26 protein-coding genes are annotated in these 25,670 nt (G+C 60.7%); 12 read left to right on the top strand and 14 right to left on the bottom strand.

Going from position 1 to position 25,670, the window contains the following annotated elements:
* Nucleotides 1-1,071, bottom strand: a complete 1,071-nt coding sequence (gene prfB, locus HYT87_12175) for a peptide chain release factor 2 (protein ID MBI2060518.1) — start codon at nucleotides 1,069-1,071, stop codon at nucleotides 1-3.
* 182 nt (nucleotides 1,072-1,253) lie between these two features.
* Between prfB and HYT87_12180 the strand changes: the two genes are divergently transcribed.
* From HYT87_12180 to HYT87_12195, 4 genes are all read left to right on the top strand, one after another.
* Nucleotides 1,254-2,471: a PilT/PilU family type 4a pilus ATPase gene (locus HYT87_12180; GenBank protein MBI2060519.1), complete on the top strand. Its 1,218-nt coding sequence runs from the start codon at nucleotides 1,254-1,256 to the stop codon at nucleotides 2,469-2,471.
* A gap of 18 nt (nucleotides 2,472-2,489) precedes the next feature.
* The gene (locus tag HYT87_12185; protein ID MBI2060520.1) at nucleotides 2,490-2,876 is read left to right on the top strand and encodes a four helix bundle protein; all 387 of its coding nucleotides are present in this window, start codon (nucleotides 2,490-2,492) and stop codon (nucleotides 2,874-2,876) included.
* A 143-nt stretch (nucleotides 2,877-3,019) separates the two neighbouring features.
* Nucleotides 3,020-4,183 (top strand): acyl-CoA dehydrogenase family protein, encoded by a 1,164-nt coding sequence (locus tag HYT87_12190; GenBank protein MBI2060521.1) that lies wholly within the window; start codon nucleotides 3,020-3,022, stop codon nucleotides 4,181-4,183.
* Nucleotides 4,184-4,207: 24 nt separating this feature from the next.
* Nucleotides 4,208-5,461, top strand: a complete 1,254-nt coding sequence (locus tag HYT87_12195) for a CoA transferase (protein MBI2060522.1) — start codon at nucleotides 4,208-4,210, stop codon at nucleotides 5,459-5,461.
* A gap of 243 nt (nucleotides 5,462-5,704) precedes the next feature.
* On the opposite strand, the gene HYT87_12200 is transcribed toward HYT87_12195, so the two are convergent.
* A complete protein-coding gene (locus tag HYT87_12200; protein MBI2060523.1) occupies nucleotides 5,705-6,520 on the bottom strand; it encodes an inositol monophosphatase in 816 nt (271 codons plus the stop codon).
* Nucleotides 6,521-6,562: 42 nt separating this feature from the next.
* Between HYT87_12200 and HYT87_12205 the strand changes: the two genes are divergently transcribed.
* Nucleotides 6,563-7,087 carry a hypothetical protein gene (locus tag HYT87_12205; protein ID MBI2060524.1) on the top strand — a complete coding sequence of 175 codons (525 nt, stop codon included), beginning with the start codon at nucleotides 6,563-6,565 and terminating at the stop codon, nucleotides 7,085-7,087.
* Between the two features lie 5 nt (nucleotides 7,088-7,092).
* On the opposite strand, the gene larE is transcribed toward HYT87_12205, so the two are convergent.
* The 11 genes from larE to rho form a co-directional block, all read right to left on the bottom strand.
* Nucleotides 7,093-7,947, bottom strand: coding sequence for an ATP-dependent sacrificial sulfur transferase LarE (gene larE, locus HYT87_12210; GenBank protein ID MBI2060525.1), 855 nt, complete (start codon nucleotides 7,945-7,947; stop codon nucleotides 7,093-7,095).
* 30 nt (nucleotides 7,948-7,977) lie between these two features.
* Nucleotides 7,978-8,577, bottom strand: coding sequence for an imidazole glycerol phosphate synthase subunit HisH (hisH, locus tag HYT87_12215; GenBank protein ID MBI2060526.1), 600 nt, complete (start codon nucleotides 8,575-8,577; stop codon nucleotides 7,978-7,980).
* Nucleotides 8,578-8,594: 17 nt separating this feature from the next.
* Nucleotides 8,595-9,203: an imidazoleglycerol-phosphate dehydratase HisB gene (gene hisB / locus HYT87_12220; GenBank protein MBI2060527.1), complete on the bottom strand. Its 609-nt coding sequence runs from the start codon at nucleotides 9,201-9,203 to the stop codon at nucleotides 8,595-8,597.
* Complete coding sequence (gene hisD, locus HYT87_12225; GenBank protein ID MBI2060528.1) at nucleotides 9,166-10,470, bottom strand: histidinol dehydrogenase; 1,305 nt, start codon at nucleotides 10,468-10,470, stop codon at nucleotides 9,166-9,168. Before hisD ends, hisB begins: the two co-directional genes overlap by 38 nt.
* Nucleotides 10,467-11,153, bottom strand: coding sequence for an ATP phosphoribosyltransferase (locus tag HYT87_12230; protein MBI2060529.1), 687 nt, complete (start codon nucleotides 11,151-11,153; stop codon nucleotides 10,467-10,469). Before HYT87_12230 ends, hisD begins: the two co-directional genes overlap by 4 nt.
* 14 nt (nucleotides 11,154-11,167) lie before the next feature.
* Nucleotides 11,168-12,424, bottom strand: a complete 1,257-nt coding sequence (gene murA / locus HYT87_12235; GenBank protein ID MBI2060530.1) for a UDP-N-acetylglucosamine 1-carboxyvinyltransferase — start codon at nucleotides 12,422-12,424, stop codon at nucleotides 11,168-11,170.
* Nucleotides 12,417-13,220 (bottom strand): peptide chain release factor N(5)-glutamine methyltransferase, encoded by an 804-nt coding sequence (prmC, locus tag HYT87_12240; GenBank protein MBI2060531.1) that lies wholly within the window; start codon nucleotides 13,218-13,220, stop codon nucleotides 12,417-12,419. The genes murA and prmC overlap by 8 nt, the downstream gene beginning before the upstream one ends.
* An 85-nt stretch (nucleotides 13,221-13,305) precedes the next feature.
* Nucleotides 13,306-13,776 (bottom strand): cyclic nucleotide-binding domain-containing protein, encoded by a 471-nt coding sequence (locus tag HYT87_12245; GenBank protein ID MBI2060532.1) that lies wholly within the window; start codon nucleotides 13,774-13,776, stop codon nucleotides 13,306-13,308.
* A gap of 17 nt (nucleotides 13,777-13,793) precedes the next feature.
* Nucleotides 13,794-14,882 (bottom strand): peptide chain release factor 1, encoded by a 1,089-nt coding sequence (prfA, locus tag HYT87_12250; protein ID MBI2060533.1) that lies wholly within the window; start codon nucleotides 14,880-14,882, stop codon nucleotides 13,794-13,796.
* An 11-nt stretch (nucleotides 14,883-14,893) separates the two neighbouring features.
* Nucleotides 14,894-15,094 carry a 50S ribosomal protein L31 gene (rpmE, locus tag HYT87_12255; protein ID MBI2060534.1) on the bottom strand — a complete coding sequence of 67 codons (201 nt, stop codon included), beginning with the start codon at nucleotides 15,092-15,094 and terminating at the stop codon, nucleotides 14,894-14,896.
* Nucleotides 15,095-15,152: 58 nt separating this feature from the next.
* A complete protein-coding gene (gene rho, locus HYT87_12260) occupies nucleotides 15,153-16,406 on the bottom strand; it encodes a transcription termination factor Rho (protein MBI2060535.1) in 1,254 nt (417 codons plus the stop codon).
* A 282-nt stretch (nucleotides 16,407-16,688) separates the two neighbouring features.
* On the opposite strand from rho, the gene HYT87_12265 reads away from it, so the two are divergent.
* From HYT87_12265 to HYT87_12295, 7 genes are all read left to right on the top strand, one after another.
* Complete coding sequence (locus HYT87_12265; GenBank protein ID MBI2060536.1) at nucleotides 16,689-18,503, top strand: thioredoxin domain-containing protein; 1,815 nt, start codon at nucleotides 16,689-16,691, stop codon at nucleotides 18,501-18,503.
* Nucleotides 18,500-18,877, top strand: coding sequence for a cupin domain-containing protein (locus HYT87_12270; GenBank protein ID MBI2060537.1), 378 nt, complete (start codon nucleotides 18,500-18,502; stop codon nucleotides 18,875-18,877). Before HYT87_12265 ends, HYT87_12270 begins: the two co-directional genes overlap by 4 nt.
* 103 nt (nucleotides 18,878-18,980) lie before the next feature.
* A complete protein-coding gene (locus HYT87_12275) occupies nucleotides 18,981-20,063 on the top strand; it encodes a mannose-1-phosphate guanylyltransferase (GenBank protein ID MBI2060538.1) in 1,083 nt (360 codons plus the stop codon).
* Nucleotides 20,063-21,529 carry a phosphoglucomutase/phosphomannomutase family protein gene (locus HYT87_12280; GenBank protein ID MBI2060539.1) on the top strand — a complete coding sequence of 489 codons (1,467 nt, stop codon included), beginning with the start codon at nucleotides 20,063-20,065 and terminating at the stop codon, nucleotides 21,527-21,529. Before HYT87_12275 ends, HYT87_12280 begins: the two co-directional genes overlap by 1 nt.
* A 57-nt stretch (nucleotides 21,530-21,586) precedes the next feature.
* Nucleotides 21,587-22,174 (top strand): hypothetical protein, encoded by a 588-nt coding sequence (locus tag HYT87_12285; protein ID MBI2060540.1) that lies wholly within the window; start codon nucleotides 21,587-21,589, stop codon nucleotides 22,172-22,174.
* A gap of 42 nt (nucleotides 22,175-22,216) precedes the next feature.
* Nucleotides 22,217-22,963, top strand: coding sequence for an HAD family hydrolase (locus HYT87_12290; protein ID MBI2060541.1), 747 nt, complete (start codon nucleotides 22,217-22,219; stop codon nucleotides 22,961-22,963).
* A 27-nt stretch (nucleotides 22,964-22,990) separates the two neighbouring features.
* Complete coding sequence (locus tag HYT87_12295) at nucleotides 22,991-23,506, top strand: hypothetical protein (GenBank protein MBI2060542.1); 516 nt, start codon at nucleotides 22,991-22,993, stop codon at nucleotides 23,504-23,506.
* 147 nt (nucleotides 23,507-23,653) lie between these two features.
* Here the strand turns inward: HYT87_12295 and HYT87_12300 are convergent, their stop codons facing one another.
* Nucleotides 23,654-25,585: a tetratricopeptide repeat protein gene (locus HYT87_12300; GenBank protein MBI2060543.1), complete on the bottom strand. Its 1,932-nt coding sequence runs from the start codon at nucleotides 25,583-25,585 to the stop codon at nucleotides 23,654-23,656.
* Nucleotides 25,586-25,670 lie beyond the last annotated feature (85 nt).

Consider the following 25,670-nt stretch of genomic DNA (forward strand, 5'->3'; position numbering starts at 1 on the left):
CTATTGCGCCAGGGCCGTGCCGGAGCCCCGCCGTTTCAGCTCTTCATAAAGGGCGGCCTCAATGAAGGGATCCAGATCGCCGTCCAGCACGCGCTCCACGTCGCCTCGCTCCATGCTCGTCCGATGGTCTTTGACCAGCCGGTAGGGCTGGAGCGTGTACGACCGGATTTGGGACCCGAAGGAAATATCCCCTTTCTGATCGTGAAGCTCCTTGCTCTTCTGGTCCCGTTTCTGCTTCTCCAGATCGAAGAGACGCGCCTTGAGAATTTTCATCGCTATGTCCCGGTTCTTGTGCTGATAGCGCTCATTCTGACACTGCACAATGATGCCGCTGGGCAGGTGGGTGATCCGGACCGCGGTCTCCACCTTGTTCACGTTCTGGCCCCCGTGCCCGCCGGCGCGGTAGGTGTCGATCTTCAGGTCCTCCGGCTTGATCTCGATCTGAATGTCGTCCTGCACTTGCGAGATGACGGAAACGGACGCGAAGGACGTGTGGCGTCGATGATTGGCGTCGAAGGGCGATATTCGGATGAGACGGTGAACGCCCGACTCGGGACGGAGAAATCCGCACGCGCGATCGCCTTCGACCAGGACCGTTGCGCTCTTGATCCCCGCCTCTTCCCCTTCCAGTTGGCTCACCACCTCGGTCTTGAACCCCTTCACCGCGCACCAACGAAGATACATGCGCAGAAGCATCGAGGCCCAATCTTGGGCTTCGGTTCCGCCGGCTCCGGCATGAACGGTGAGAATGGCGTTCTTCTCATCCTCCTCGCCGGACAGAAGGAGTCGAAGCCGGGCGCCGTCGAGTGCGCCCCGAACTTCGCCGAGAAACGCCGCGGCCTCCCGGAAGGACTCCGCGGTGGGATTCTCACCCACGAGGTCCGCCATGACTTGAGCTTCTTCGACCTGGCGGTCCACCTTTCCCCAGAAGGTGATGGATTCAAGAAGACGGGTTCTTTGTTTCAGGAGGGACTGGGTCCGGCGAGCGTTGGCGTTCGCCCACGCGTCACCCCTTTCAAGTTCCCGGTCGATCTGTTCGATGTCGCGCTTGAGTTTGGAGAGGTCAAAGATGGCCCCGGAGCCTGGCGTGGTCCGCCTGCAACTGCTGCAACATGTCCGTTAGTTCTTTCACCGGGGCACCTACCCTTTCAAGTCTTTGATGAGTGCAAACCTTCCGACAGGCTCATTCTACCAGCATTCGCCGTCTTATCAATGTGCACGCGTCACAGCCAGCGCGTATACTCCCGTTGGCCATGAACCTTATTCTTGAAACATCCATCCGGGCCTTGCTCGAGAACTCCCCCCGCGCATCGGACCTGATCTTCGTGCCGGGCCGCGCGCCGCAGGCTCAAGCCGACGGCGCCCTGGCCGATTCTCCCCCCGGCCTCCCCCCCCTATCCCCGGAGGACATGCGCGTCATCGCGGAGGATTTCATGAAGGACCAATCGTATCTCCGTGCCCAGTTCGATTCCCAGGGCAATTGCGATCTGTCGTTCGCCTTTCGCGATCTCTGCTACTTCCGTGCAAGTCTTTTCCAGGCGCGCCAGGGCATCACCCTCGTGCTCCGCGTCATCCCCAAGGGGGTGCCGACCCTGGAGGATCTCCATCTTCCCAAGCCACTCCACGATATCGCCCGCCAGAAGGCCGGCCTCGTGCTCGTGACGGGGGCGACCGGCTCCGGCAAGAGCTCCACCCTCGCCGCCATGATCCACCTGATCAACAGCGAACAGCCCGTCCACATCATCACCGTCGAGGATCCCGTGGAGTTCGTCCACACCCCCATCAAAGCAACCATTACTCAACGTCAACTTGGACAGGATGTCCCTACTTTTTCCATGGCGCTCCGGGCCGCCCTTCGGCAGGCCCCCCAGGTTCTTCTCGTGGGGGAAATCCGGGACGCCGAGACTGCCGAGATCGCCTTTGAAGCGGCGGAAACCGGCCACCTCGTCCTAAGCACCCTGCACACACCGGATACCCTCCGAACCGTGGAACGGTTCATCGGGCTATTTTCGGAGCGGGACATCGACTACGTCCGCACGCGCTTCTCACGGGCATTCAAGACCGTCGTCAGCCAGAAACTCCTTCCCCGCAAGGATGGCCCCGGCCGTATTCCGGCCGTCGAAATCCTCCAGGCGACGCTCCGCACACAGGAGTACGTCCGACTTGGCGACCGGCCGGGCCGTTACTTGGAAGAGGCCCTCGAAGAAGGCGCCCTGGAAGGAATGCAGTCGTTCGATCAGGACCTCGAACGACTGACCAAGGCCGGACTGATCACCCTGGAGACCGCCCTCGCCCATGCCACGCGTCGCGCCAACCTGGAACTCCACCTGAGAGCGGATGAAGACATCCAGCTCGATCGGCCTGATCGTGTCTTCTTCCGCCTCAAATCCCCCCATTCGGCAAACGCTCCGTCTCCGGACCGTTCCAAGACCGGCCCGGTCGTCTTGCCGTTGAGGCCCAAGAAAAAGTAAGCATGGGGTGATGGAGTCATGGAATCATCTGGAAATCCATCTCAATCGGAGGGATTGAAACAGCGTACGAAAACTTTCGCCCTAACCGTCATCCGCCTGTTCCGAACACTGCCGAAAACGGCAGATGCCCAGGTCATCGGCAGACAACTGCTTAGATCATCAACTTCCGTTGCGGCGAACTACCGCGCCGCGAGGCGCTCCCGTTCACGGGCGGAATTCATATCCAAGATCGGGCTTGTCGTGGAAGAGACCGACGAATCGCTTTTTTGGCTTGAACTGATTGCAGAGAGTGGCATCCTTCCACCGGAACAAATTGAGGATCTGATGAAGGAGGCAGGTGAACTGTTGGCGATATTCGCCGCGTCGCAGCGGACGGCGAAGGCCAACCGTACTAAACTTCGATGATCCGATGGCCACATGAACATGATTCGATGAATCCATGACCCCATGTTTCCATGAATCCATGACCCCATGACCCGATGATAACGTGAATCCATCAAAACATGACCCCATGATTCCATGAATACATTCTACGGAGGTAGCCACTAATGGACAGCAGCCTGCACTGTGACTGGAGCCAATACTTCAAGGAAGAGCACAATATCTTCCGTCAAACGATCCGCAAGTGGATCGAGGCCGAGCTGGCCCCGAATGCGGACAAGTGGGAGGAAGCCGAGGATTTCCCCAACTGGGTCTTCAAGCGCGCGGGCGAACAGGGATTCCTCGGTCTCCGTTATCCCGAGGACGTGGGCGGCCTCGGCGGCGACTACTGGTACACCGTCGCCTATGCGGAAGAACTTCCCCGTGCCCAATGCGGCGGGGTCCCCATGGCCCTCATGGTCCAGTCGGATATGGCCACCTACTCGATCCACCTGCACGGCACGCCCGAGCAGAAAAAGGAATTCCTGATTCCCGCGATCAAAGGTGAGAAGATTGCCGCCCTCGGCGTCTCCGAACCGTTTGTGGGATCGGACGTGGCCAACCTGAAAACGACGGCGAAGAAAGTCGGCGGCGACTACATCATCAACGGCTCCAAGACCTTCATCACCAGCGGCGCGCGCGCGAACTTCATCAACCTGGCGGTCCGCACAGGGGACACCGGCTTTGGCGGCATCTCCATGATCCTGTTCCCCACCGACACGAAGGGCTTTCAGGTGACCAAGCGCCTCAAGAAAGTCGGGATGCACTCCTCCGATACGGCGGAGCTGTTTTTCGACAACTGCAAGGTCCCGGCGCGATACCTCCTGGGAGAGGAAGGACACGGTTTCTACTACATCATGGAAGGATTCCAAGGCGAACGCCTGATCGCGGCGATCACGGCGCTGTCGGGCGCCCGGCTGACGTGGGACCAGACGTACAAATACGCCCTCGAAAGGAAAGCCTTCGGGAGGCCGATCGGAAAATTCCAGGTTCAGCGCCACCGCTTGGTGGAGCTGATCTCGGAGATCGAATGCAATCAGGCTTTTGTCTACTACGTGTGCGATCTGTTCAACCGCAACGTTCCCTGCGTGAAAGAAGTGTCGATGGCCAAGATTCTGGCCGGCGAGCTCCAGACGAGGGTCACGGACCGCTGCATGCAGGTTCACGGCGGCTATGGCTACATCGAGGAGTACCACGTCGCCCGCGCATGGCGTGATTCCCGGCTGATCACCATCGGGGGTGGTACGACCGAGATCATGAAGGAGATCATCGGGAAAATGATCGGGCTGTAGAACGTAAGGAGAGAGGCGGGAGGAGTGAGGCGCAGGGCGAGGGGCGAAGGGCGCAAGGCGAAGAAGTCACCAGGAACCAGGAACGAGGAACCCGGAACTCCGCCCCTTCCCCTTGCGGGAATCCGCGTACTCGACCTATCGAGGCTGCTGCCGGGTCCGTACTGCACGATGGTCCTCGCGCTCATGGGAGCCGAGGTCATCAAGATTGAAGATCCGGGGGGGGGCGACTACGTGCGCTACCTGCCGCCGTTGATCGGAGATACGAGCTCGATTTTCTGCGCGCTGAATCGAAACAAAAAAAGCATCACGCTCAATCTCAAGCAACCGGACGCCAAGGCGATCTTCCTCAAACTCCTCAAAACCGCAGACGGCGTGGTCGAGAGTTTCCGTCCCGGCGTCATGGAAAAGCTCGGCCTCTCCTACTCCTCACTCCTCACTCATCACCCGTCACTCATCTACCTGGCCATCAGTGGCTACGGCCAGACCGGTCCTTATCGGCTGAAGGCCGGGCACGACATGAACTACAACAGCCTTTCCGGAGTTCTCAGCATCACCGGTGACCAAGCGGGCCGGCCGATTATCCCCGGGGCTCAACTCGCCGACGTCCCCGGCGGCGCCCTCTTTGGAACGATCGCGTTTCTCGGGGCATTGGAGGCGAGGCACCGCACGGGCAAGGGGGCGTACATCGACATGTCGATGACCGAGGGATCCCTCGCCCTGCTGACGCAGTATTTCACTCAATTCGGCGTCGATGGCATCAATCACGCGCCCCGCTCCATGCCCCTGAACGGTCTGAATCCCTGTTACAACATCTATCGGACGAAGGACGGCCGCTACATGAGCCTCGGTGCGCTCGAACCCAAGTTCTGGGAGGCGTTTTGCAACGTGGCGGGCAAGCCGGAATGGATCGGCGACGCCTTCCCGACTTCCGATCAGCGTCAGGCCGTGCTTGAACGCGTCGAGGAACTCTTCAAGACCAAGACGCAGGCCGAATGGGTCGCGCTCCTTTCGAATGTAGATTGCTGCTGTGAACCGATCCTGGATTTCTCGGAGGTCGTGCGGCACCCCCAGCATGCCGAGCGGGGCGTCTTCCTCCGGGAGAAACACAATGGCGAGGACGTCACCTTGGTCCGCGCACCCTTTCTCTTCGACGGTCGTTCCGTGAATCCACCCTACCTGCCCGCTCCCACATTGGGCGAGCACACGGAATCCGTTCTCGCTTCCGTGGGAGTTCGCCCCGCGGACCTCGCTCGTCTCCGCTCCGCCGGCGCCGTCTGATTTCCGGAGAACGCGGGCTAAAGCCCGCGCCTACCAAGCATACACACCCTCGTCTCGGTAGCCGCAGGCCATGTTCATGCCGCACCATCCGTGGTGCGGCGACATATCATGGTCCCATTCCCTCCGTGGCATGGGGCTTCAGCCTGCGTCTTCAGATCATGGCTGAAAGGCGACCTATGCCGCTTTTTATTCGAGGGGGTCGAGCCGGCGCTCGATGTCCTTCAGTTCCTGGCGGACCGAGGACTATCTCGGCCGGAGCAGCCGTTGCATCGCCGTGTGTATCCGGCCGTTGGAGGAAAGAATGTTCTTCGCATAGGGATCGAACGGCTCACCGCGGAGGCCGGTCACGCGACCGCCCGCTTCCGTCACGATCAATGCGCCGGCCGCCACGTCCCACGGGCTTAGGCGCAGTTCCCAGAAGCCGTCGAACCGGCCACACGCCGTGTAGCACAAATCCAACGCCGCCGAGCCGTCCCGCCGAATGGCCTGGGCCTTGAGAAGAAAGCGTTTCCAGCATTCCAAATTGCGCAACGCCCACCGCCGGTTGTACGAAAAGCCCGTACACACAAGCGATCGCTCCAGTTTCGACGCCGTCGATACGTGGATCCGCCGACCGTTGAGGAAGGCCCCCTTCCCTTTCACGGCCGAAAACATTTCTCCGGCCATCGGATCGAAAACCACTCCAACCTGAATCTTCCCGCGGTACGCGAACGCGATCGAGACGCAAAAGCGGGGATAGCTGTGCGCATAGTTGGTCGTTCCGTCGAGCGGATCCACAAACCACTGACACTCGGCCTCCCGGCTCCCCGCCATCGGGTTCTCCTCCTCCTCCGCCACGACCACGTGATCGGGAAAGGCGGCGCCGACCCTCCGGAGAATCAAGGCCTGTGCTCGGTGATCGAGATCGGTGACGAGATTCCGCCGACCTTTGAAGCGAACGTTCAGCGCTCGACCGTAGGATCCCCGCAGCAATGCGCCCGCCTCCTTCGCGGTGGCCGACGCCACTCGCGCGATGTTCGAGTCATCGACGCTCAGAGTCCGCGGTGGAGGTGTTCTCATGCGATTGCTTCGCTCCGCTCGCAATGACACCATACGCCCGTCATGGTCGAACCCGGCTCCCCCGTATTTCAAGCCTTCTGCACGGCCTGCAAGCACGAGATCGATGTTTCCATTCTCGAACCGCTCGATACCTTCGCGTGCAGCCGCTGCCTCACGATACAGACCTTCGGCCAGGACCAGACCCGACCGGCGTTCGTCGACCCCGTCCCACGGCGTGTGGTGACGGCGCTCTTGCTCCTCCAGATCGCCATCGATTCGCTGGTTCTATGGAGACTCCAACGCCTCGGCGGTTCCGTTGGGACGATCCCCATCGTCGCTGTGGCCACGATGGCCGCCTCAGTCGTCTTCTTCCTCCGCGTCAAATCACCCCCACTCAACGCAGGCTTCGCCCTGCTTTCGATCTCCGTCGCGCTGGCTTTCGTGGCCATGAGAGGATTCCCCACAGAACGGGCCGGAGGGGCGGAGGAGTGGACGGTCCTTGTGTTTGCACTCGCAGCCATCCTCTCCCTTGGGTTGGTCTTCATGGTGGGGGAACTTCTCCGGATTTCTCGATTGCCGCGAGCGTAGGCGTTCTACGCGCGGCTCAAACGACCGCTCTTGAACTCTTCCAGGTCCAGGCAAACGTACTTGAATCCCTCTTCCTTCAAACCCGCCACCACCTGCCTGCGGATAGGCTCTCGATTCAAGCGATCAAACTCTTCCGGGGAAACCTCGATCCGCGCAATGTCCTCGTGCAGGCGAACCCGGAATTCACGAAATCCCAGCTTCCTGAGCAGTGATTCGCTTCGACCCACGCGCGTCAGGTTCTCCACGGTGATCCGTGTGCCCTGCGGAAATCGCGACGACAGGCACGGCGAGGCCGGTCGATCCCACACGTCCAATCCCACTCGACGGCCTAGTTCGCGGATCTCACTTTTCGATAGTCCGGCCTCCGCGAGCGGACTTCGTACGCCGATTTCGCGAGCGGCTTTCAAGCCCGGTCGGATATCCCCCAGGTCATCGGCGTTCGTTCCATCTGCGACAACCGGGATGCCGCGCTCCTCGGCGATCCGTCCACACGTGGTGTACACCTCCGTCTTGCAGAAGTAGCAACGATCGGCATCGTTCCGCACGAAATCCTCGATCTCCATGTGACGAGTGGCGATCACAAGATGCTCCACGCCCAGTTCGCCCGTGATTCGGGCGGCATCGCGTCGATCATGCTCCGGGACGGTATCCGACAGGGCCGTGAGGGCGATCACCCGCTCCGCCCCCAGTAGGTCGCGCGCCGTCTTGAGGACAAACGCGCTGTCCACCCCCCCCGAGAAGGCCACCAGGACACGCTCGAACGCCTGGATGCCGGCCTTCAGGTCGCCGTATTTTTGGTCGAGACCACGGGTGGTATCCGACCCCTCATCCCTTGCGGTGGCCGGCTCAAAAACGCCCATCTGTACAGTCTAGCATCATCGGAAGCACCCTCACAGCAATCCGTTCGGACGCAGGAACCGCTCCCGAAGAAACCGAAGTCCCGCCGCCTGACTCTTCTCAGGGTGGAACTGGCAGGCCAGAACGTTTTCCCACTCGATCGCGGACACGAAACGGGCTCCGTACTCGGTCTCCGCCGCGATCACGTCGCGGTCCACCGGCACGGGAGCGTACGAGTGCACAAAGTAAAAGAACTCCCCCGACCCGTTCCGAAACTGCGCGCGATTCCATCCCATGTGTGGAAGCTTGAGGCGCCTGCCACCCCTGTCCAACTCCCCCACACGACCACGGAGAATCCCCAGGCCTTTCGAGCGGGGAGCTTCGTCGCTCCCATCGAAGAGGAGTTGGAGCCCCAGGCAGATCCCCAGAAACGGCTTTCCGGATTGGATCGCGCGCACGACGGCCTCGCGCAGCCCCGAGGCCGCCAGGTTGCGCTCCGCGGCGCCGAAGTGGCCCACGCCCGGCAACACCACGGCGGCGGCTCGATCGACGTCCCGTGCCTTCCCGCTTACTCGAACCGTGGCCCCGAGAAATTCCAGCGCCTTCGAAACGCTTCGGAGGTTTCCCATGCCGTAATCGATTACGACGATCATCAGCGCGGAGAGGGTGGCTACAGAACGCCCTTCGTCGAGGGCACGCCGGGCAGACGGGTATCCGCGGCCACCGCGCTGCGCAGGGCATGCGCGGCCGCCTTGAAGATGGCCTCCAGGATGTGGTGGCGATTCTTGCCGTACGGCGCCTGAATGTGCAGCGTCATATCCGCGTGGGTGCAGAACGATGAGAAAAAACTCTCGGCCAGCTCTACGTCGAACGATCCGACCCGCCCTTTGGCCACTCTCACGTCATACCGCAGGAAGGGCCGTCCGGAGAAATCCAGCGTCACGTCCGCCAAGGCCTCATCCATCGGAACGCGGCCGTGGCCGTAGCGATTGATTCCCTTCTTGTCGCCCAGGGCTTTCTTGAACGCCTCGCCCAGGCAGATGCCCACGTCGTCCACCACGTGGTGATAATCCACCGCAGTGTCTCCCGTCGCTTTCACCGTCAGATCGAATCGCCCGTGCAACGCGAGCAGCTCCAGCATGTGGTCCAGGAACGCCACGGTCGTCGAAATGGAATACTGCGCGGACCCGTCGATCCGCAGGTCGACGGCCACGTCCGTCTCCTTCGTCTTGCGTCGGATCTCAGCTTCCCGTTTGGCTGATTCTACTTTTCTTGCGATCTTTGACACGTTTCACCACCGAGTAGGCATGATAAACGAAACCTTCCGCGTCGGCCAGTTCCGCCGCGCTCCTCGCCAGCCGATCGAAATCCGCTTCTTGCACCGAGATCAGATTCATTCGTCGGAGAAAGTCTTCGACTCCGAGCGGCGATGAAAACCTCGCGCTCCCGCCCGTGGGCAGGACATGACTCGGCCCCGCCACGTAATCTCCCAGAGCCACAGGCGACAGAGGACCGACGAATACGGCTCCTGCGGTGTGGATGCTCTGGACCATCGCCCCGGCCTCCCGTAATTGGATGTGGACGTGCTCCGGCGCCAGTCGATTCGTCAGATCCGCCGCCGCCTGCCCGTGGGACACCATCACCGCCGCACATCGCTCCCTGGCCTGGGTATCCATCGTTTTCAACTTCCGCTCTTTACCGAGCGCCCGGGCCACCCCGTCCGCCAGGGACCTGGACGCCGTGACCAAGACGGCCCTCGACCCCGGCCCATGCTCCGCCTGGGCCGCCAGATCGGCAGCGATCCACTCGGCGTTCACCGAGTCGTCGGCAATGACCACCAGCTCCGTCGGTCCCGCCGGCATGTCGATCCCAACACTCCCATACACCAGCCGCTTCGCGAGCGTGACGAATGCATTGCCGGGACCGACGATCTTGTCCACGCGCGGGATCGTTTCCGTTCCGTACGTCAAGGCGGCGATCGCCATGGGTCCACCCACCTGGAACAGGCGGTCCACCCCGGCCACCTCGCAGGCGGCCAGGACGGCCGGCGAAGGTCCACCCTTTCGCGGAGGCGTGACCACCACGATCTCCGGCACCCCCGCCACCTTCGCGGGCACGGCGGTCATCAGCACGGTGGACGGATAGCCGTTCTTTCCGCCCGGCACATAAATCCCCACGCGCCGCAGAGGAACAAACATCTTGCCGAAGTGGGAGTCGCCGTCTTTCCATATAGCGTTTACCGGAACCCCCTTGAGATGGAATTCCCGGATGCGCTCGGCCGCCACATTCAATGCGCGGCGCGTCTTCGATTCCAATTTGGCCGCCGCTCTTCCCCACTTCGCGCGGGGAACCTCAATCTCCGCCGGCCGCAGACGGATGCCGTCCAGCTTTTTCGACCACTCACCTATCGCCTTGTCGCCGCTCTTTTGCACGGCGTCCAGAATCGATTGCACACGCGCAGCGTCGGCACGCGAAACCACGGAGTCGGATTCGAGTTGCTGGGCGGCCCACTCTACGGGCCGGCGACCGAGTTCAATGACCTTCATCGACCGACCGCCTTCTCAACGCGGGATAGCCAACGGTGGATTTCTTCATATCGCAGCTTCGAGGCCGCTCGGTTGAGGATCACCCAGGTTGAGATGTCCTGGATCGTTTCGATTTCGGCCAGCCCGACGCTCCGAAGTGTGCTGCCCGTCTGCACGAGATCCACCACCGAATCCGCCAGCCCGAGGGATGGGGCCAGTTCGATGGAGCCGTAAAGCTCCACCACCTCGACCGTCCTCCCGTGGGACTCGAAGAATCGGGCAGTGAGCCGCGGGTACTTCGTTGCCACGCGAGAGCCCAATACGGATGAAGCGCGCGCGCCTCCGTTTCGCCCCATCCTCCCCGTTCGATCCGCACCCCCCCTTGCGGACGGCCCGCACCAGACCAGCCGGCATCGACCCAGCCCCAGGTCCAGCGGCTCGTACACGTCCTTCTCCTGCTCCATCAGAACGTCCTTCCCCACCATGCCGACATCACAGACGCCGTATTCCACGAAGGTGGGGATATCCCGGTCGCGAACGATGTAGAATTCCGTGCGGGAGGTGGGATCGGAAAAACGAAGGGCGCCCGCCGCCGCCGGCCTACCGGCCGCGCGGAATCCGGCCCGGACGAGGAGATCCAGGATCGGGTCCTGCACCTTCCCCTTGGGCAAAGCTACCTTCAGGAATGGAGTGTGCTTCCGCATGGTCGCCTTTCGAACTATGACACACGGTCAATGGTGGCACCCACGGCCTTCAATTTGTTTTCGATTCTCTCATATCCCCGATCCAAATGGTACACGCGATGCACCGTGGTCGTTCCCTTCGCGATCAATCCCGCCAGGATGAGACACGCGCTCGCCCGAAGGTCCGTGGCCATGACCTCGGCCCCGACCAGCGAGGGCACGCCTTTCACCACCGCCTGGGCGCCCGTCACGGTGATGTGCGCCCCCATTCGTCGCAGCTCGCTGACGTGGATGAAACGCTGCGGGAACACGCGCTCGGCAATAGTGCTCGAACTCTTCCCCACGGCCATCCAGGACATGAATTGCGCCTGCATATCCGTGGCAAACGCCGGGTATGGATCCGTCGTGATGTCGACGCTATCCGGCCGGTCGATCCCGATCACACGGAGTCGCTTTTCACCCTCCTCGATTTGCCCGCCGGCCGCCGCGATTTTCTCCAGCAGCGCGGAGAGGTGAGACGGCCGACAATTCTCAAGAACCAGGTCGCCGCCGGTCATCGCCGCGGCCAGGGCGAACGTTCCGCTCTCGATCCGATCCGGAATAACGTCCCAATCCACCGGCTTCAGCGCCTGCACACCCTGAACACGAATCGTCGGGGTTCCCTCCCCTTCGATCCTGGCTCCCATCGCTCGAAGCAGGCGGGCCAATTCCACAACTTCCGGCTCCCGGGCGGCGTTTTCCAAGACGCTCTCGCCCTCCGCAAGAACGGCAGCCATCAGGATGTTCTCCGCACCCGTCACGGTCGACACCGGAAATACGATTCTTGCCCCTCGCAGTTTCGCCGCTTTCGCGTGGATGTACCCCTCGACCAAATCTATCTCGGCCCCCAACTTTTTCAGCCCTTCGATGTGGAAGTCCACCGGCCGGCTTCCGATGGAGCAGCCACCCGGCAGCGAGACCCTGGCCCGCCCGAATCTCGCCATCAGCGGGCCGAGAACCAAGACCGACGCCCGCATCGTACGGACGAGATCGTAGAGCGCCTCGGGCTTATGGGTTCCCGTACCGTCCACGGTCATCACCCCGGCGTCGGTATCGTACTCACACGCCGCTCCCATGCTGGCCACCAGTTTCTGCATGGTCCTGACATCCGCCAAGTTCGGTACGTGGCTGAAGCGCTGCGGCCCCTCCGCCAGGAGCGCCGCCGCCATGCACGGGAGGGCGGAGTTTTTCGCGCCGCTGATCCGGACCGTTCCCTTGAGCGGACTCCCGCCCATCACTTTGATCTTATCCACGCGGAGCCTCCATGGAACCCTTCCTCCCACAGACAATACGTTTCCGGCCCGCGAGGTCGCGGCGCACCTCCACGTCCTGCCAGCCGGAACGCGTGAACACCCGGCACACCTTGTCCGCTCGAAGGGGTGAAACTTCCATCATCAACCAGCCATCCGGACGCGTAACGTACTGGAGATCGGCCACGGATGCCAGATAGAACCGCATCCCATCCGGGCCTCCATCCAATGCTTCACGGGGTTCGAACCGCACCTCGCGTTGAACCTTCCGCAGTTCATCCGATGTGAGATAGGGTGGATTAAACACCACGAGATCGAAGGCGCGCCGCAGCGCCACGCCTTCGGCCAGGTCGCCTCGCCATAGAGACACTCGTTCTTTCATCTCCAGTCGAACCGCATTCCGAGCGGCCCAATCGATCGCCTGCCGCTCCCGGTCCATCCCGAAACCCCGCGAGTTGGAAAACTCCCTCAGCAGGCTGAGGATGAGCGCCCCCGATCCCACTCCCAACTCCAGGATGTTTAGCCTCTCTCCGTTTCGGGTAGCCAGCTTCTCCACCGCTGTTTCCACCAGCAGTTCCGTCTCGGGTCGCGGCACCAAAACGCCCGGACCCACTAGGAACGAATCCTGCCAGAAGCCCCACTCGCCGAGCAGATATTGGATGGGATAGTGTGACCGTCGGCGACGAATCCATCGACGGTACCGAGCGGCATCCCGGCTCGGAACGGGCGCCTCGCAATTCATGATGAGCCACTCCTTTGAAACGCCCAATGCGGAGGCCAGGAGCAGTGTGGATTCCAAGCCGGCGGAGGAAATGTGGGACCGGCCGAGGCTCCGCTTCCCCTCCAGGAGAAGCGAACGTACGCTCGGCCTGCCTGCTCTCCGATTAATACTGGATATTGCCGAAGGTCAGGACTTCGTCCGCCTCACGGAGTCGTCCGCAAAGCTCCCGTACGAAGCCTTTGTACACCTTCACCGCCATATCCGAATCTTCCGCCAGCAGTCCGTGGAATTTATCGCCGGGGATTTGATAGATCTCGCAGTCCCTCTGCGCCAGGACGGAAGCGGACCGGGGATGGGCGTCCACCAGGCTGAGCTCGCCGAAGTGTTCGCCGGGCGCGAGCACCGTCAGAAACACCTCGTTGCCCTGTTCGCCTTTCTTCACCACCTTCACGTAGCCGGTGCGCACAATGAACATGGCCTGCCCCTGGCTGCCCTCTTCGACGATCTTCTCGGATTCCTTGTACCCGTGCTTCTCCGTGATCCCCGCAATTTTCTGAAACTCCTCCGGAGAGAGATCTTTGAAGATCGAGACTTTCCTCAGGAATTCAATTTCGGCAAGATCGGCTTTTCCCATCGGTGGTCCTCCTCGTCTCAGGCGCGCGACAGCTCCTGGATTTGTTCTTCAACAACGCGATTCTGGTCGACTTCCATGAGCGGCACGATGATCTTTGCCATCTCACCATCCAGGAAAGTCTTGAGATCGTACAGGGTCAGCTTGATGCGGTGGTCGGTCACCCGGCTCTCCGGGAAATGATACGTCCGGATCTTCTCGCTCCGCTCCCCGGTCCCGACCTGCGACCGCCGCATCCGGCTGATCTCGCTCTTCTGCTCCTGCTGCTTCAGATCGTACAGGCGGGCCATCAGAATCTTCATAGCACGGCCCTTGTTTTTATGCTGAGATTTCTCGTCCTGGCAGGTGACCACGATCCCCGTCGGCACGTGGGTCAGTCGGACGGCCGAATCGGTCTTGTTCACGTGCTGGCCGCCGGGTCCCGACGCCCGGAACGTATCCAGCCGCAATTCGCCCGGATCGATCTTCACTTCCACTTCATCCACTTCCGGGAGTACGGCCACGGTAACGGTCGAGGTGTGAATCCGTCCCTGCGACTCGGTGACGGGCACACGTTGCACGCGATGCACGCCGCTTTCGTATTTCAAATGGGCATAGGCGCTTGCCCCCTCCACCGCGGCGATGACTTCCTTGTACCCTCCCTTGCCCGTGTCGCTGGCACTGAGCACTTCGAATTCCCAATCCCGAAGCGCGGAAAAGCGCTGATACATTCGAAGAAGATCCGCCGCAAATAGGGCCGCCTCCTCCCCTCCCGCTCCCGCGCGAATTTCCAGGATCACGCCCTTGTCGTGGCCCGATCCCCCCTCGTTGAGCATGGTGATGAGCCGGGATTCGAGGCTGCTCTTTTCGCGCGTGAGGTCTTCCCTCTCCTGGCGGGCGAGTACGGCCAGCTCGGTGTCGTTCTCCGCCAGGAGCTGCTCCACGCCCCGCAACTGTTCGTGGGTCTTCTTGAGCTTTCGGAAGATGTCGACCAGCTTCCCCAGGCGCGCGTACCGCTGGGTGAGCTGTTTGTATTCCCTGGGATTGACGACCGATTGCTGGTTCGAGAGCTGCCGGGCCAATTCTTCGTACCGCTCTTCCACACCGCCGAGCCGGCTGACCAGTTCCATGCGCCCTGGCCCTAGGAGCGCTTGTATTTCTTCCTGAATCTTTCGACTCGGCCCTCGGCATCGACCAGTTTCTGCTTCCCGGCGAAGAAGGGATGACAGGCCGAGCAGACGTCCACCTTGATCGACTTCATCGTCGATCGCGTCTCGAACGTGTTCCCGCACGCGCACTGCACGGTACACACTTCGTACTTCGGATGGATGCCTGATTTCATCGGTGTGTTCTCTATCGTATTTTGCAGCGAAATTCAACGGGATCGGACCCCTTCGGGGTCACGCGTTCATCTTCTTCAGAAACTCCTCGTTGCTCTTGGTCTTGCGCATGTTCTCCACGAGGAATTCCACCGCTTCCACGTTGCCCATGTTCTGCACGACCTTGCGGAGGATGTAGATTTTTGGGAGCCACTCCTTCGGGATGAGGAGATCCTCCTTGCGGGTCCCGGAGCGCCCGATCTCCAGCGCAGGATACACGCGCCGATCCGCCAGGCGCCGGTCCAGATGAAGCTCCATGTTGCCCGTGCCCTTGAACTCCTCGAAGATCACCTCGTCCATCCGGCTCCCGGTGTCGATCAGCGCCGTGGCGATGATCGTGAGACTCCCGCCTTCCTCGATCGCGCGCGCCGCGCCGAAAAAGCGCTTCGGCTTCTCCAGCGCCGTGGCCTCGATACCCCCGGACATCACGCGTCCGCTGGACGGCGTGACGCTGTTATAGGCCCGCGCCGTCCGCGTGAGGCTGTCCAATAGAATGACCACGTGCCGTCCGTGCTCCACCAACCGCTTCGATTTCTCGAGCACCATCTCGATCACCTGCACGTGCCGGGAGGGCGGCTCATCGAAGGTGGAACTGACCACCTCACCCTTGACGTTCCGAATCATGTCCGTCACCTCTTCGGGGCGCTCGTCGATGAGCAGCACGATCAGATACACCTCGGGATGGTTCTTCGTGATGCTGTTGGCGATCTGCTGGAGGAGAATCGTTTTTCCCGTCCGCGGGGCGGCCACGATCAGCGCGCGCTGCCCCTTCCCGATCGGCACGAGCAGATCGAGGATCCGCATCGCCACGTGCTCCTGGGTGGTTTCCAGCTTCAGTTTCTCGAAGGGATGAAGCGGCGTGAGGTTGTCAAACATGACCTTTTCCTTGAGCCGCTCCGGTTCGTCGTTGTTGACTTTCTCGATCTTGACCAGCGCAAAATACTTTTCGCTGTCCTTCGGGGGGCGAATGACGCCGGACACGGTGTCGCCCGTGCGCAACGCAAACTTCTTGATCTGAGAGGGAGAAACGTAAATGTCGTCCGGGCCGGGAAGGTAACTGTAATCGGGCGCCCGGAGGAACCCGAAACTCTCCGGCAGGACGTCCAGCACTCCCTCACCCATGATGTTCCCGTCCTCGCCGGCCCGCGATTGCGCGTTCAGGATCGAGAAAATGAGCTCCTGGCGGCGCATGTTGGCCGCGCCGTCGATGTTCAGTTTCTTCGCGAGGTTGACGAGCTCGCTGACTTTCTTAACTTTCAGTTCGTTGAGATGCATACTCTCCCCCTACGTTCCCGCGCATGTCATGCGAGGGATAACGTAGCCGAGCCCAAAGCCCGGCTACAACACTGCCCCTCCGTAGCGGAGCCTTCAGGCTCCGCGAGGTTTTCAGGACATCACGCAACATTTGTTACCCCGTGTTTGGGAAAGGCACATGGCATGAATTCAGAGTCCTCTGTGCAAGTGCTAGCTGTTCTTGTTCCTTGCGGTGAGCAAAATCCAATTTAGACAACCCCCTCCGGTTTGTCAAGCTCTCACTTTCGCGGATACAATCCCACGATGAGATTCATTCTGCTTCTGGTGACGCTCCTTCTTGCCGCGCCTCCGCTCCCGAGCCACGCCGACCGGCCGATCCCATGGTCCACCGATCCCGACGCCGCCCTCAAGCGCGCGCGTTTGGAACACAAACCCATTCTGCTCAGCATGTCGCCGCCATGGTCGTATTGGAGCCGGCGGATGGAAACGGAAACCTTCACGGATGCCAAGGTCGTCCGGGCCGCAACCGAACGAAGCATCCCGCTGAAGCTCGATCCCGATCTCCGCCCGGATGTAGCCAGCCGCTATCTCAACCGTGGGTATCCGATCACCGCGTTCCTGACGGAGACCGGACGCGTTATCGCCTCCGCCCAGACGATCGACAAGGATCACATGGTGCGCCTGCTGGATTCGCTCACCGATGTCTATCGCAACTATGCGGGGCCGATGCCCCCGCCCGGCGCGAAGACATCCTCGCCCTCGACTACTCCCCTCACCTCCAAGCAGGTCAAAGCCACCCTCGAAGAGTGGTTGAAAAAGGAATTCGATCGGGCCCACGGTGGATTCGGTCGCGGTGGAAAGAACCTCCCGATCGATGCCCTCGAATGGTCGCTCCACGAAGCCGGCACCACCCGCACGGCCGTTTTTGAAGACATGGCCCTCAAAACGTTGAACGGCATCCTGGGCGGAACGGTGTACGACCCGGCACAGGGCCGGTTCCGCCGGTCGTCCAAGGATGCCGATTGGAGCACCGCCTCCGCGGAAGTGCTCCTGGACGACCAAGCCAGAATGGGATGGCTTCTTTTTTTCGCCTACCAGGTGACCGACCGGAGCGCGTTCCTCGACGCCGGATTGAAGACCATCGGTTACATGCGGAACGATCTTTGGTCCCCCAAGCAAAAGTTATTCTCTTTTGGGCGAGCCGGAAAGACCGAGTCGGTTACCCGCCTAACCTCCACAGGCCCCGCCGGACCCCTCCTCCCGATGCTCCTCACCGGCTCCAACCTGCGGGCCGCTCGCGCGCTGATGTACGCTCACGTCTTCAAGCCCCAGGCCGGCTACTGGGATCAGGCCCGGGACGTCATTCAACGCATTCGGGCCGCCGCCCACACACCCGGCCAAGGAATCGTGAGGGAAATTCGGGCCGGCAAGGGAACAGGCATCCGATACCTGGAGGATCAGGTGGAATGGGCATCGAGCCTTCTGGATTTGTACCAGCTCACGGCGGATCCCGGCACACTCAAAGAGATCGAGGCATTTGTTGAGCAGGACATGGCCCAGTTCGTCGAGGGCGATCTCTTCGCGGATCTCCCCCGCGCCGACCGAAAAGGCCTCGTCTCCGACGCCCGTTTCCCCTTGGCGGAAAACGCCCGGATATTTCTCCTGCTCCAATCTCTCGCGGCCCTCACAGGGGAGTTCGAGTATCGCGACCGCGCCGATCGGCTCCTCCGCTCGCTCATCGCGGAATCGGGCCGGCTCCTCACGAGGGAGGGCGCGGTCGGCACCGAACTGGGGCTTCCCCTCGTCGCCCTCGCCATTCTCCGCCAACAACAGGAACCCTTCCACATCTCCATCCTGTCGCCGGCCGCCCATGCGGAAAGCCGCTCACTTCTCCAGAGAAGTCTCACCTGGCCTCGTCCCTTCACGCTCGTTCAGGCCCTGGATCCGTCCCGCCACCGCGCGCAGATCGAACGCCTCGGCTATGAAATCCCCACCCGGCCGGCCGCGTACGTGTGCCAGGGACTCGTCTGTCTCAGCATGGTGGAAACAGCCGACAAGCTCGATGCCTTCAGAAAAGAATTGACGCAACGCGCCATAGGACTACAATCGAAACCGTGAGCAAGCCCAATTCATCCGTCAAACCCGTGCGGGTGCCCAAGCCATGGGGCCACGAACTGATTTTCGCGCGCACGCGCCGCTACGTGGGCAAGGTTCTGCACATTCGCAAGGGGCGCCGTCTTTCTCTCCAGTTCCACAAGAAGAAGGATGAGTCGATCCTCGTCGTGGATGGCAAGCTCCACTTGACGTACGGCCGGAATCCGAAGCGCCTGGCCACGCGCGTTCTCAAACCCGGACAGACCTTTCACGTGACACCGCGACTCATTCACCGATTCCGCGCCCTTGAGACGTGTTCCCTGTTCGAGGTGTCGACCCCTGAGCTGTGGGACGTGGTGCGGCTCCAAGACGACTACGGCCGGGGCGGATCGGCATGACTCTTCCTATCGCCGTCCTTGAAGCCCAGCGGCCGCTCCGGGCTCCTGCCCTCACGCGGCACTTCCTCCTTCCTGGAGGTCGGAAAGGGCGGGGTGAGTCAGCATGACTCCCTGGCGGGGCGGACGGCCCCAGGCCATCATCCTGGCGGGCGGACAGGGACAGCGTTTCTGGCCCCTCTCGCGTGTGGACCGCCCCAAACAACTTCTCAACATTTTCGGAGGCGTTACCCTCCTCCGCTCGACCTACGAACGGCTCAAGTTTATTTTCGGCCCGGAAAATATCTGGCTCGTCACACTCGAACGCTACAAGAATGCGATTCCGGTTCAGCTCCCGGAGGTGCCGCCCGACCAGATCCTCCTTGAACCCTTCGGACGTAACACGGCGCCGTCCATCGCCCTGGCGGCCCACTTGGTGGAGAAAAAAATCGGACCCACCACGGCCGCGGTGTTCCCCTGCGACCACATCATCACCGGCCGCGAGCAGTTCAATCTTGCGGTCGAAACATGCCTGAAAGCCCTGGAAACCGAAGATCTCATCGTAACGATCGGCGTCAAACCCCGCGGCTTTGAAACCGGTTTCGGATACATCCGCAAGGGCAGGAAATTGGCCACGGTGAACTCAATTCCGCTCTTCCGGGGGGAACGTTTCGTCGAGAAACCGGACCGCAAGCGCGCCGAGGCCTTCGTCCGATCGAAACAGTACGTCTGGAACGCCGGCATGTTCATCTTCAGAACCCCCACCATGCTGGCCGCCTTCAAGAAACACCTGCCCAAACTCTACAAGCTCCTCTCGCCCCTTCCCCATCCGCCGTCCGCCGACCAGATCCGCGCGCTTTATGAAAAGTGTCCGTCCGATTCCATCGACTACGCCGTGATGGAGAAATCGAAAAACATCGCCGTCTATCCGGGGAATTTCGTGTGGAGCGACGTGGGAAGCTGGAGCGCCCTGGAAAGATTCTTCGAAAAGGATGCCAGCGGCATCGCGGCCAAAGGGCGCGTCGTCCAAATCCAGAGCAAGGACTGTTTCGTATTCAACACCACGCGTCTTGTCGCCCTCGTCGGCGTGGAGAACCTCCACGTGGTGGAAACGGACGACGCCATCCTCATCTGCCGGAGGGATCTCGACCAGAACATCAAACCGGTGGTGCACGCGTTGAACGACAAGGGATGGAAGGAGTTCGTTTAGTGGGTGGGGCGGACGTCCAATTCGGAACCGACGGCTGGCGCGGCATCATCGCGGACAATTTCACGTTCGAGCGCGTCGACCGCGTCGCCCGCGCGATCACGCGTTTTCTGCTCCAGGAAAAAAAGAGCCGCCCCGCCCCGGTTGGCGGCAGCAAGCCGGCTGCGGCACGACCGAGCCACCCTGGCGCCGTGGTCATTGGATACGACACGCGCTTCCAGTCCGATCGCTTCGCGGAATGCGCAGCTCAAGCCGCCGCCGCCACGGGCGCGAAAGTTCTCCTGGCCGACCGTTTTGTCACCACCCCCATGGTCTCCCTCGCCGTCAAGCGCCTCGGCGCGGCTGGCGGTATCGTGGTCACCGCCAGCCACAACCCACCGATCTACAACGGCCTCAAAGTGAAAGCCTCCTACGGCGGGCCTGCCATCGGCAACATGATCCAGAAAATCGAACTGAACTACGCTCGGATGCCCAAGCGCCCCCCCACAAAGCCCGGGGTTGCCCCGATCAAATTGATCGATCTTACTAATGTTTATGCCGATTACCTAAACGAAGTCATCCAGTGGGAACCCATCAAGAAGCTCAGCCTGCGCCTAGCCGTGGACTATATGTACGGTGCCGGCCAGCGGTATTTCTCGCGCTTCGTTCAGGGGCATGTTTCCGAGGTGATCGAACTTAGGGCCGATTGCAACCCGGGGTTCAATGGAGTGGCGCCGGAACCCCTGGAACACAAATTGGAGACCCTCAAGAAGACCGTTGTGGAGCACCGGCTCGACGCGGGGTTCGCGTTCGATGGCGATGCCGACCGGATTGCCGCGGTGGACGATCTCGGGCGATACGTCGATTCCCATCGCATCTTCGCCCTGCTCCTCGAATACCTCTGGAACCACAAGAAAATCCGTGGGAAGGTCGGCAAAACCTTTTCTTCCACGTCCATGGTGGACAAGATTGCGAAAAAACTGGGGGCAACCGTCAAGGAGACCCCGATCGGGTTCAAACACATCTGCGAACAGATGCTCAAGGACGACGTCTTCATCGGCGGCGAGGAAAGCGGCGGCGTGGGCATGAAGCACCACATGATGGAACGCGACGGCTTCTTCTGCGCTCTCCTCCTCCTGGAGTACAGCGCCATCTCGGGGCGGAAACTGAGTCAGCTGGTGGACGACCTCCATAACCGCTTCGGGCCGCATCACTTCACCCGGGAAGACGTCCATTGGCAGAAGCTCACCGTCCCCCGCGAACGGCTCTACGCCTCGCTCAAGAAGAAGCTGGGCACCCAGATTGCAGGCCGAAAGATCGAGCGCATGGACGACATGGACGGCCTGAAGGTCTTTTTCGACAACGGCGATTGGCTCTTGTTTCGCTTTAGCGGTACCGAGCCAACCCTACGAATATACGCTGAAATGTCACAGCCTTCTCAGCTCACAGAGTCGATCGCCCAGGCGAAGGTAATCGTCGCCAAGCTCTAGTCCTCCGCCGCCGGCCCCGCCCTTTTCAAGCCCCCCAAAACGGCGTACCATATACCCATGGCATTCCATCTCGCCGACGTGAATGACCTGCGCTTGGTTCTTCCCCGAATGGCCGCCCCCGTCAGCCAGGCCGTCGAGATGCCCATCCGGGCCGTTGCGGGCGTAAAGAACTCCTCCCCACAGTCTTCCGCGCCACGGCTGGAGACAGGTGAAGCCGCCGACAAGCCCCGGCGCCCCGTACGCGTGGGGCTCAGGTCCATTTTTGACATGCTGGCTCAGGACGAACTCCACGATCTTATCAACATCGCGAACGCCCAGTTCCGGAACGGCAACCTCGCCTCCGCGGCCAACATGATTCGCCGTGCCCACCGGTTGGTGAACCGCCCACCGGAAGACCAGGAGGAGAGCATCCAAGGACTTCCATCCCCCTATGAGGATGAAGAGGATGCCCAGTCCGCACCGGAGTCGTCCTATCTCACCCGCGAAGGCGCGAATGCCACCGTGCACAGCCGGCTGCAAACCGCCGCCCCGTTCGACTTCCCCGAATTCGACGACGCCGCCAAGGCCACCCTATGGCGCTCCACGCAGGAGTTCATGACCGTCCAGCCCCCTTCGGCCGGCATACAAGTCAGCCTCTACATCTGATCCCGCCTCTCGCCTTGCGCCCTGCGCCATGACATCGGATCGATGAGACCCACCACCATCGGCTTGGATTTCGTCGAGACTCTCTATTCCGTGGACACTCAAAATCTGCCTGAAGTCGAATTCGGCGGACGTCCCTTCAGGAGCACCATACCCCTGACGTTCGAGTTGGTGAGGGCTCAGGCCCGCGATCTCACCCTGGATCGTTACTGCCAGGCCGTGTTCGAGGCGTACCGGGATGCCGAAGTGGAACGCGAGGCGACCTCCAGGGAGATTTTATCCGACGACATCTACAGAAAGATCGTGCGCTCCGTCCTCCCGGCGGGAACGGCCGAGGATCTTGCCTTGGAGGTCGGCCGGCTCCATAGAACCCATCTCGCCACAGCACTGGTCCTCCCCCGGGAGCACGTGGCCATGCTGAAACAGCTCCGGGAAAGATTCGCCCTTGGGGTCATCTCGAACTTCGACTCAACCTCAGTAGTGGAAACGGTGCTTCGGCGGGACGGGATCGCCGACCTCTTTGCGGCCGTCGTCATCTCGGCGGAAGTCGGCTGGCGCAAGCCCCACGCCAGGATATTCCAAACTTTCACCGATCGGCTCGGTGTCGAGCCGTCGGAAGTGCTTTTTGTCGGCGATCACTACCGATACGACGTCGTCGGCGCCCGGAAGGCCGGAATGCAGGCGGTATGGCTCGGCAAGAGCGGCGACCACGGCATGCCCCCGGAATCGGACCGTGCATCCACTCTGGCTGCGCTCACTGAATTGCCCGCCTACATCGACTCGCTCTCGTAATCCATGGACAATTTCATAGGAGGCCCCATGAAACATCTTGTTCGCAACATCCTTGTCGCCCTGCTCCTCGCAACCCCCGCGTGTTCCCGAGGCTCCCGCAGACTTCCGGCATCACACGAAGCCCTTCAGGGCCAGATCCAGGAACTATGCACCGCCGCCCTGGAGCACCTCGACCGGAATCGCATGCCCATGCAGAAGTATCTTTCCCCGCTTGACCAAGGCGTGAATTACGTGCTCATCCACAAGGGTGAATTGTCACTGGATGAAGGAACGGTGGAAGACCTCCTCGACCTCCGCGTTTCGGTGGAGAAAGACGTCAACAAGATAGAAGCCAAGATCAAGACCCTGTCCGCGCAAATTCGTGCCGCCATCGAAGTGGACGGCCTGGCGGACGCCGACATCGAGGACCCCCTCCAGCAGATCGGCGAGCTTCAGGCCGAAATCGAACACCTCAAGGCGAAAGGACTCGCCAAGGCCATGAAAGAGTTATCCGACGGTCAACAAAAAGACCTCGGGAAAATACTTCTGGAAGAATTGGGCTGAGCAGGATAAACGGTGACAGTATACTCTATTGGAATAATAGTATACTGTCACCGTTTATCCAACCTGCGCGCGGGACGAACGGTTGAGTCTTCCGAATCCCTGCGACGACGAAGGTGATACGATCAGCCTGTCGCCCAGCACCGCATGTCAATGACAGTGTCGGGCAAGATCCGTGAAACGATATTCTTGGCAAAGTCTGCGGAAAGCGTCCAACGCATCGGGATCATGTCCCAAATCGATTGCTCTACGATACGCCGAAATGGCCTCGCCGATATTGCCTTCAACTTGTGAAATCGCACCATACACCTTCCACGCTTGCGGACTGCTACTGTCGATATCCTTCGCTTTTCGAATATGTTTATTTGCGGTAGCCAGATCCTGCCTCTCGAACGCATTGATGGCTAGGTTGAGGTGTGCGGATGCATTCCGAGGATCGATGTCGATCGCCTTGAAATACATTTCACGGGCCTCCGCGTGCAGACCCTCCTCGGAGAATGTGTTCCCGAGCCCCACGTAAGCATCACTGTAGTGAGGATCGCGATCAATGGCCATCTTGAAGTACCTTGCCGACTCTTCCAATTCTCGCGCCTTGCGCGCAATTACCCCCAGTTCGTACGGAACCCTAGGATCGAGCGGCGAACTCGCAAGGAGCGTCTCAAAAAGGTCCCGAGCTTGATCGAGCCTGCCGAGCTGACTCCAGCAGAGCGCTCTGAGGAAGGACACCTCCAGATTGACCCGATCTCCAATCTCTTGGAGGAGATCTAGCATGTCCGCACACTTACTCTGCCTGAAAAGGCCGATCGCCTTGTTTAGAAGTGCCGGATTTCTAACGTCATCGTTCTTGGGTATCTGCGGAGGTAACAAGAACCCGATCAATAGCACGCCGACGGAGGCTGCAAGACCGAGAAACCGTCCCAAGCAGCGCCCAATGAATGCGGTCGCGGGAGCGCGAATGGCTGCCGATGCCCACGCGATTAGGGCATCGGTCCCCACTCCCGCGAGGACACCTAGCCATGGCACAAGCCAGACTCGAAATCGGGTGCTGACGAAGAAGACTAGTATGCTCAAGGCCAATGATCCGGCGCACATTTTAGCCAGCCCAGGAACTGTGCTGGACAAGACGCCAACCAGAGCCAAGGCACATAGGAGCGCGAATGGGATCAATTGATCGCCAGCCTTCTGCGGGCCAAGCGCACGAACCCTTTCCCAGTCGATATGTTCCGAGGCTTCCTCATTGGCAACAAGAAACCGGACCTTTCTCACTTGTAATGTGAGGAAGCGGAGCGGCATTTTGCGCATGAATTCGACAACTTTCCCTGTCCAGAAAGCGGATTGCACACCCGGACTTACGGGAGACCCCGATTCTCTTTCCACGATGACCTGTGAAGTTCTTGCAAGGTCCAGCGGTCCCCCGAAAAAGTGTTGCGGCAATGTGAACAGCCCCGTTGCCTCCGGATTGTTGCCAAAATATAGATTCAGCCCAGAGTGTGACGATAATGGAATCAATTCCCCATGCACGGCAAAATTCCGGACAGTGAAAGGGAGAATAAACAGCCAGAGCCCCGCCGCAAACGACAGTGCCCTCCCCCACCGAGATCTCCTTACGGTTACGAGGTGAAAGACAACAAGAATGGTTCCGACCAAGAGCCAGTGGGGCCGAAACAGACAGGCAAGAGAAATTGAGGCCCCGTGCAAGAAGTACCACAATCTGCTCGCTTTCCTGTGAAGCATGACTATTGTGAACAAGATGGCAGCGGAGAGGGGTGATGCAAGTGCTTCACCCAAGTAGAAGTTCTCGTGGCTCATGAGTAGGGGAGAAACCGAGAGTATGATCCCTGTTATCAGCCCCGCCCGGTTACCGCCAAGGGACGCCACCAAGGATGCGATCACGGCCGCTCCACTGGCCCCAAGAACTATCTGGACATGCCTCAGAGATCCTAGGAAGTCGTCGCCAAAAGCGTACAAGACGCTTAGCAGGTAGGGGTATCCAGGCGTGAAGTATATCGCGGTATCTTTGAGAAGGACGTCTCCCGCCGAGATGCGCTTGGCTATTGCGAAATAGGCGGCTGCATCAGGCATGCCGGCGAGATCTATCGAAGCAAGCGCAATCGAGGCCCAAACACGAAACGAAAGGGCCAAGCAGAATACAACCAGAGGCAGCAAT

This window comes from Nitrospirota bacterium, from assembly GCA_016180645.1.
Taxonomy (GTDB): Bacteria; JACPQY01; JACPQY01; order JACPQY01; family JACPQY01; genus JACPAV01.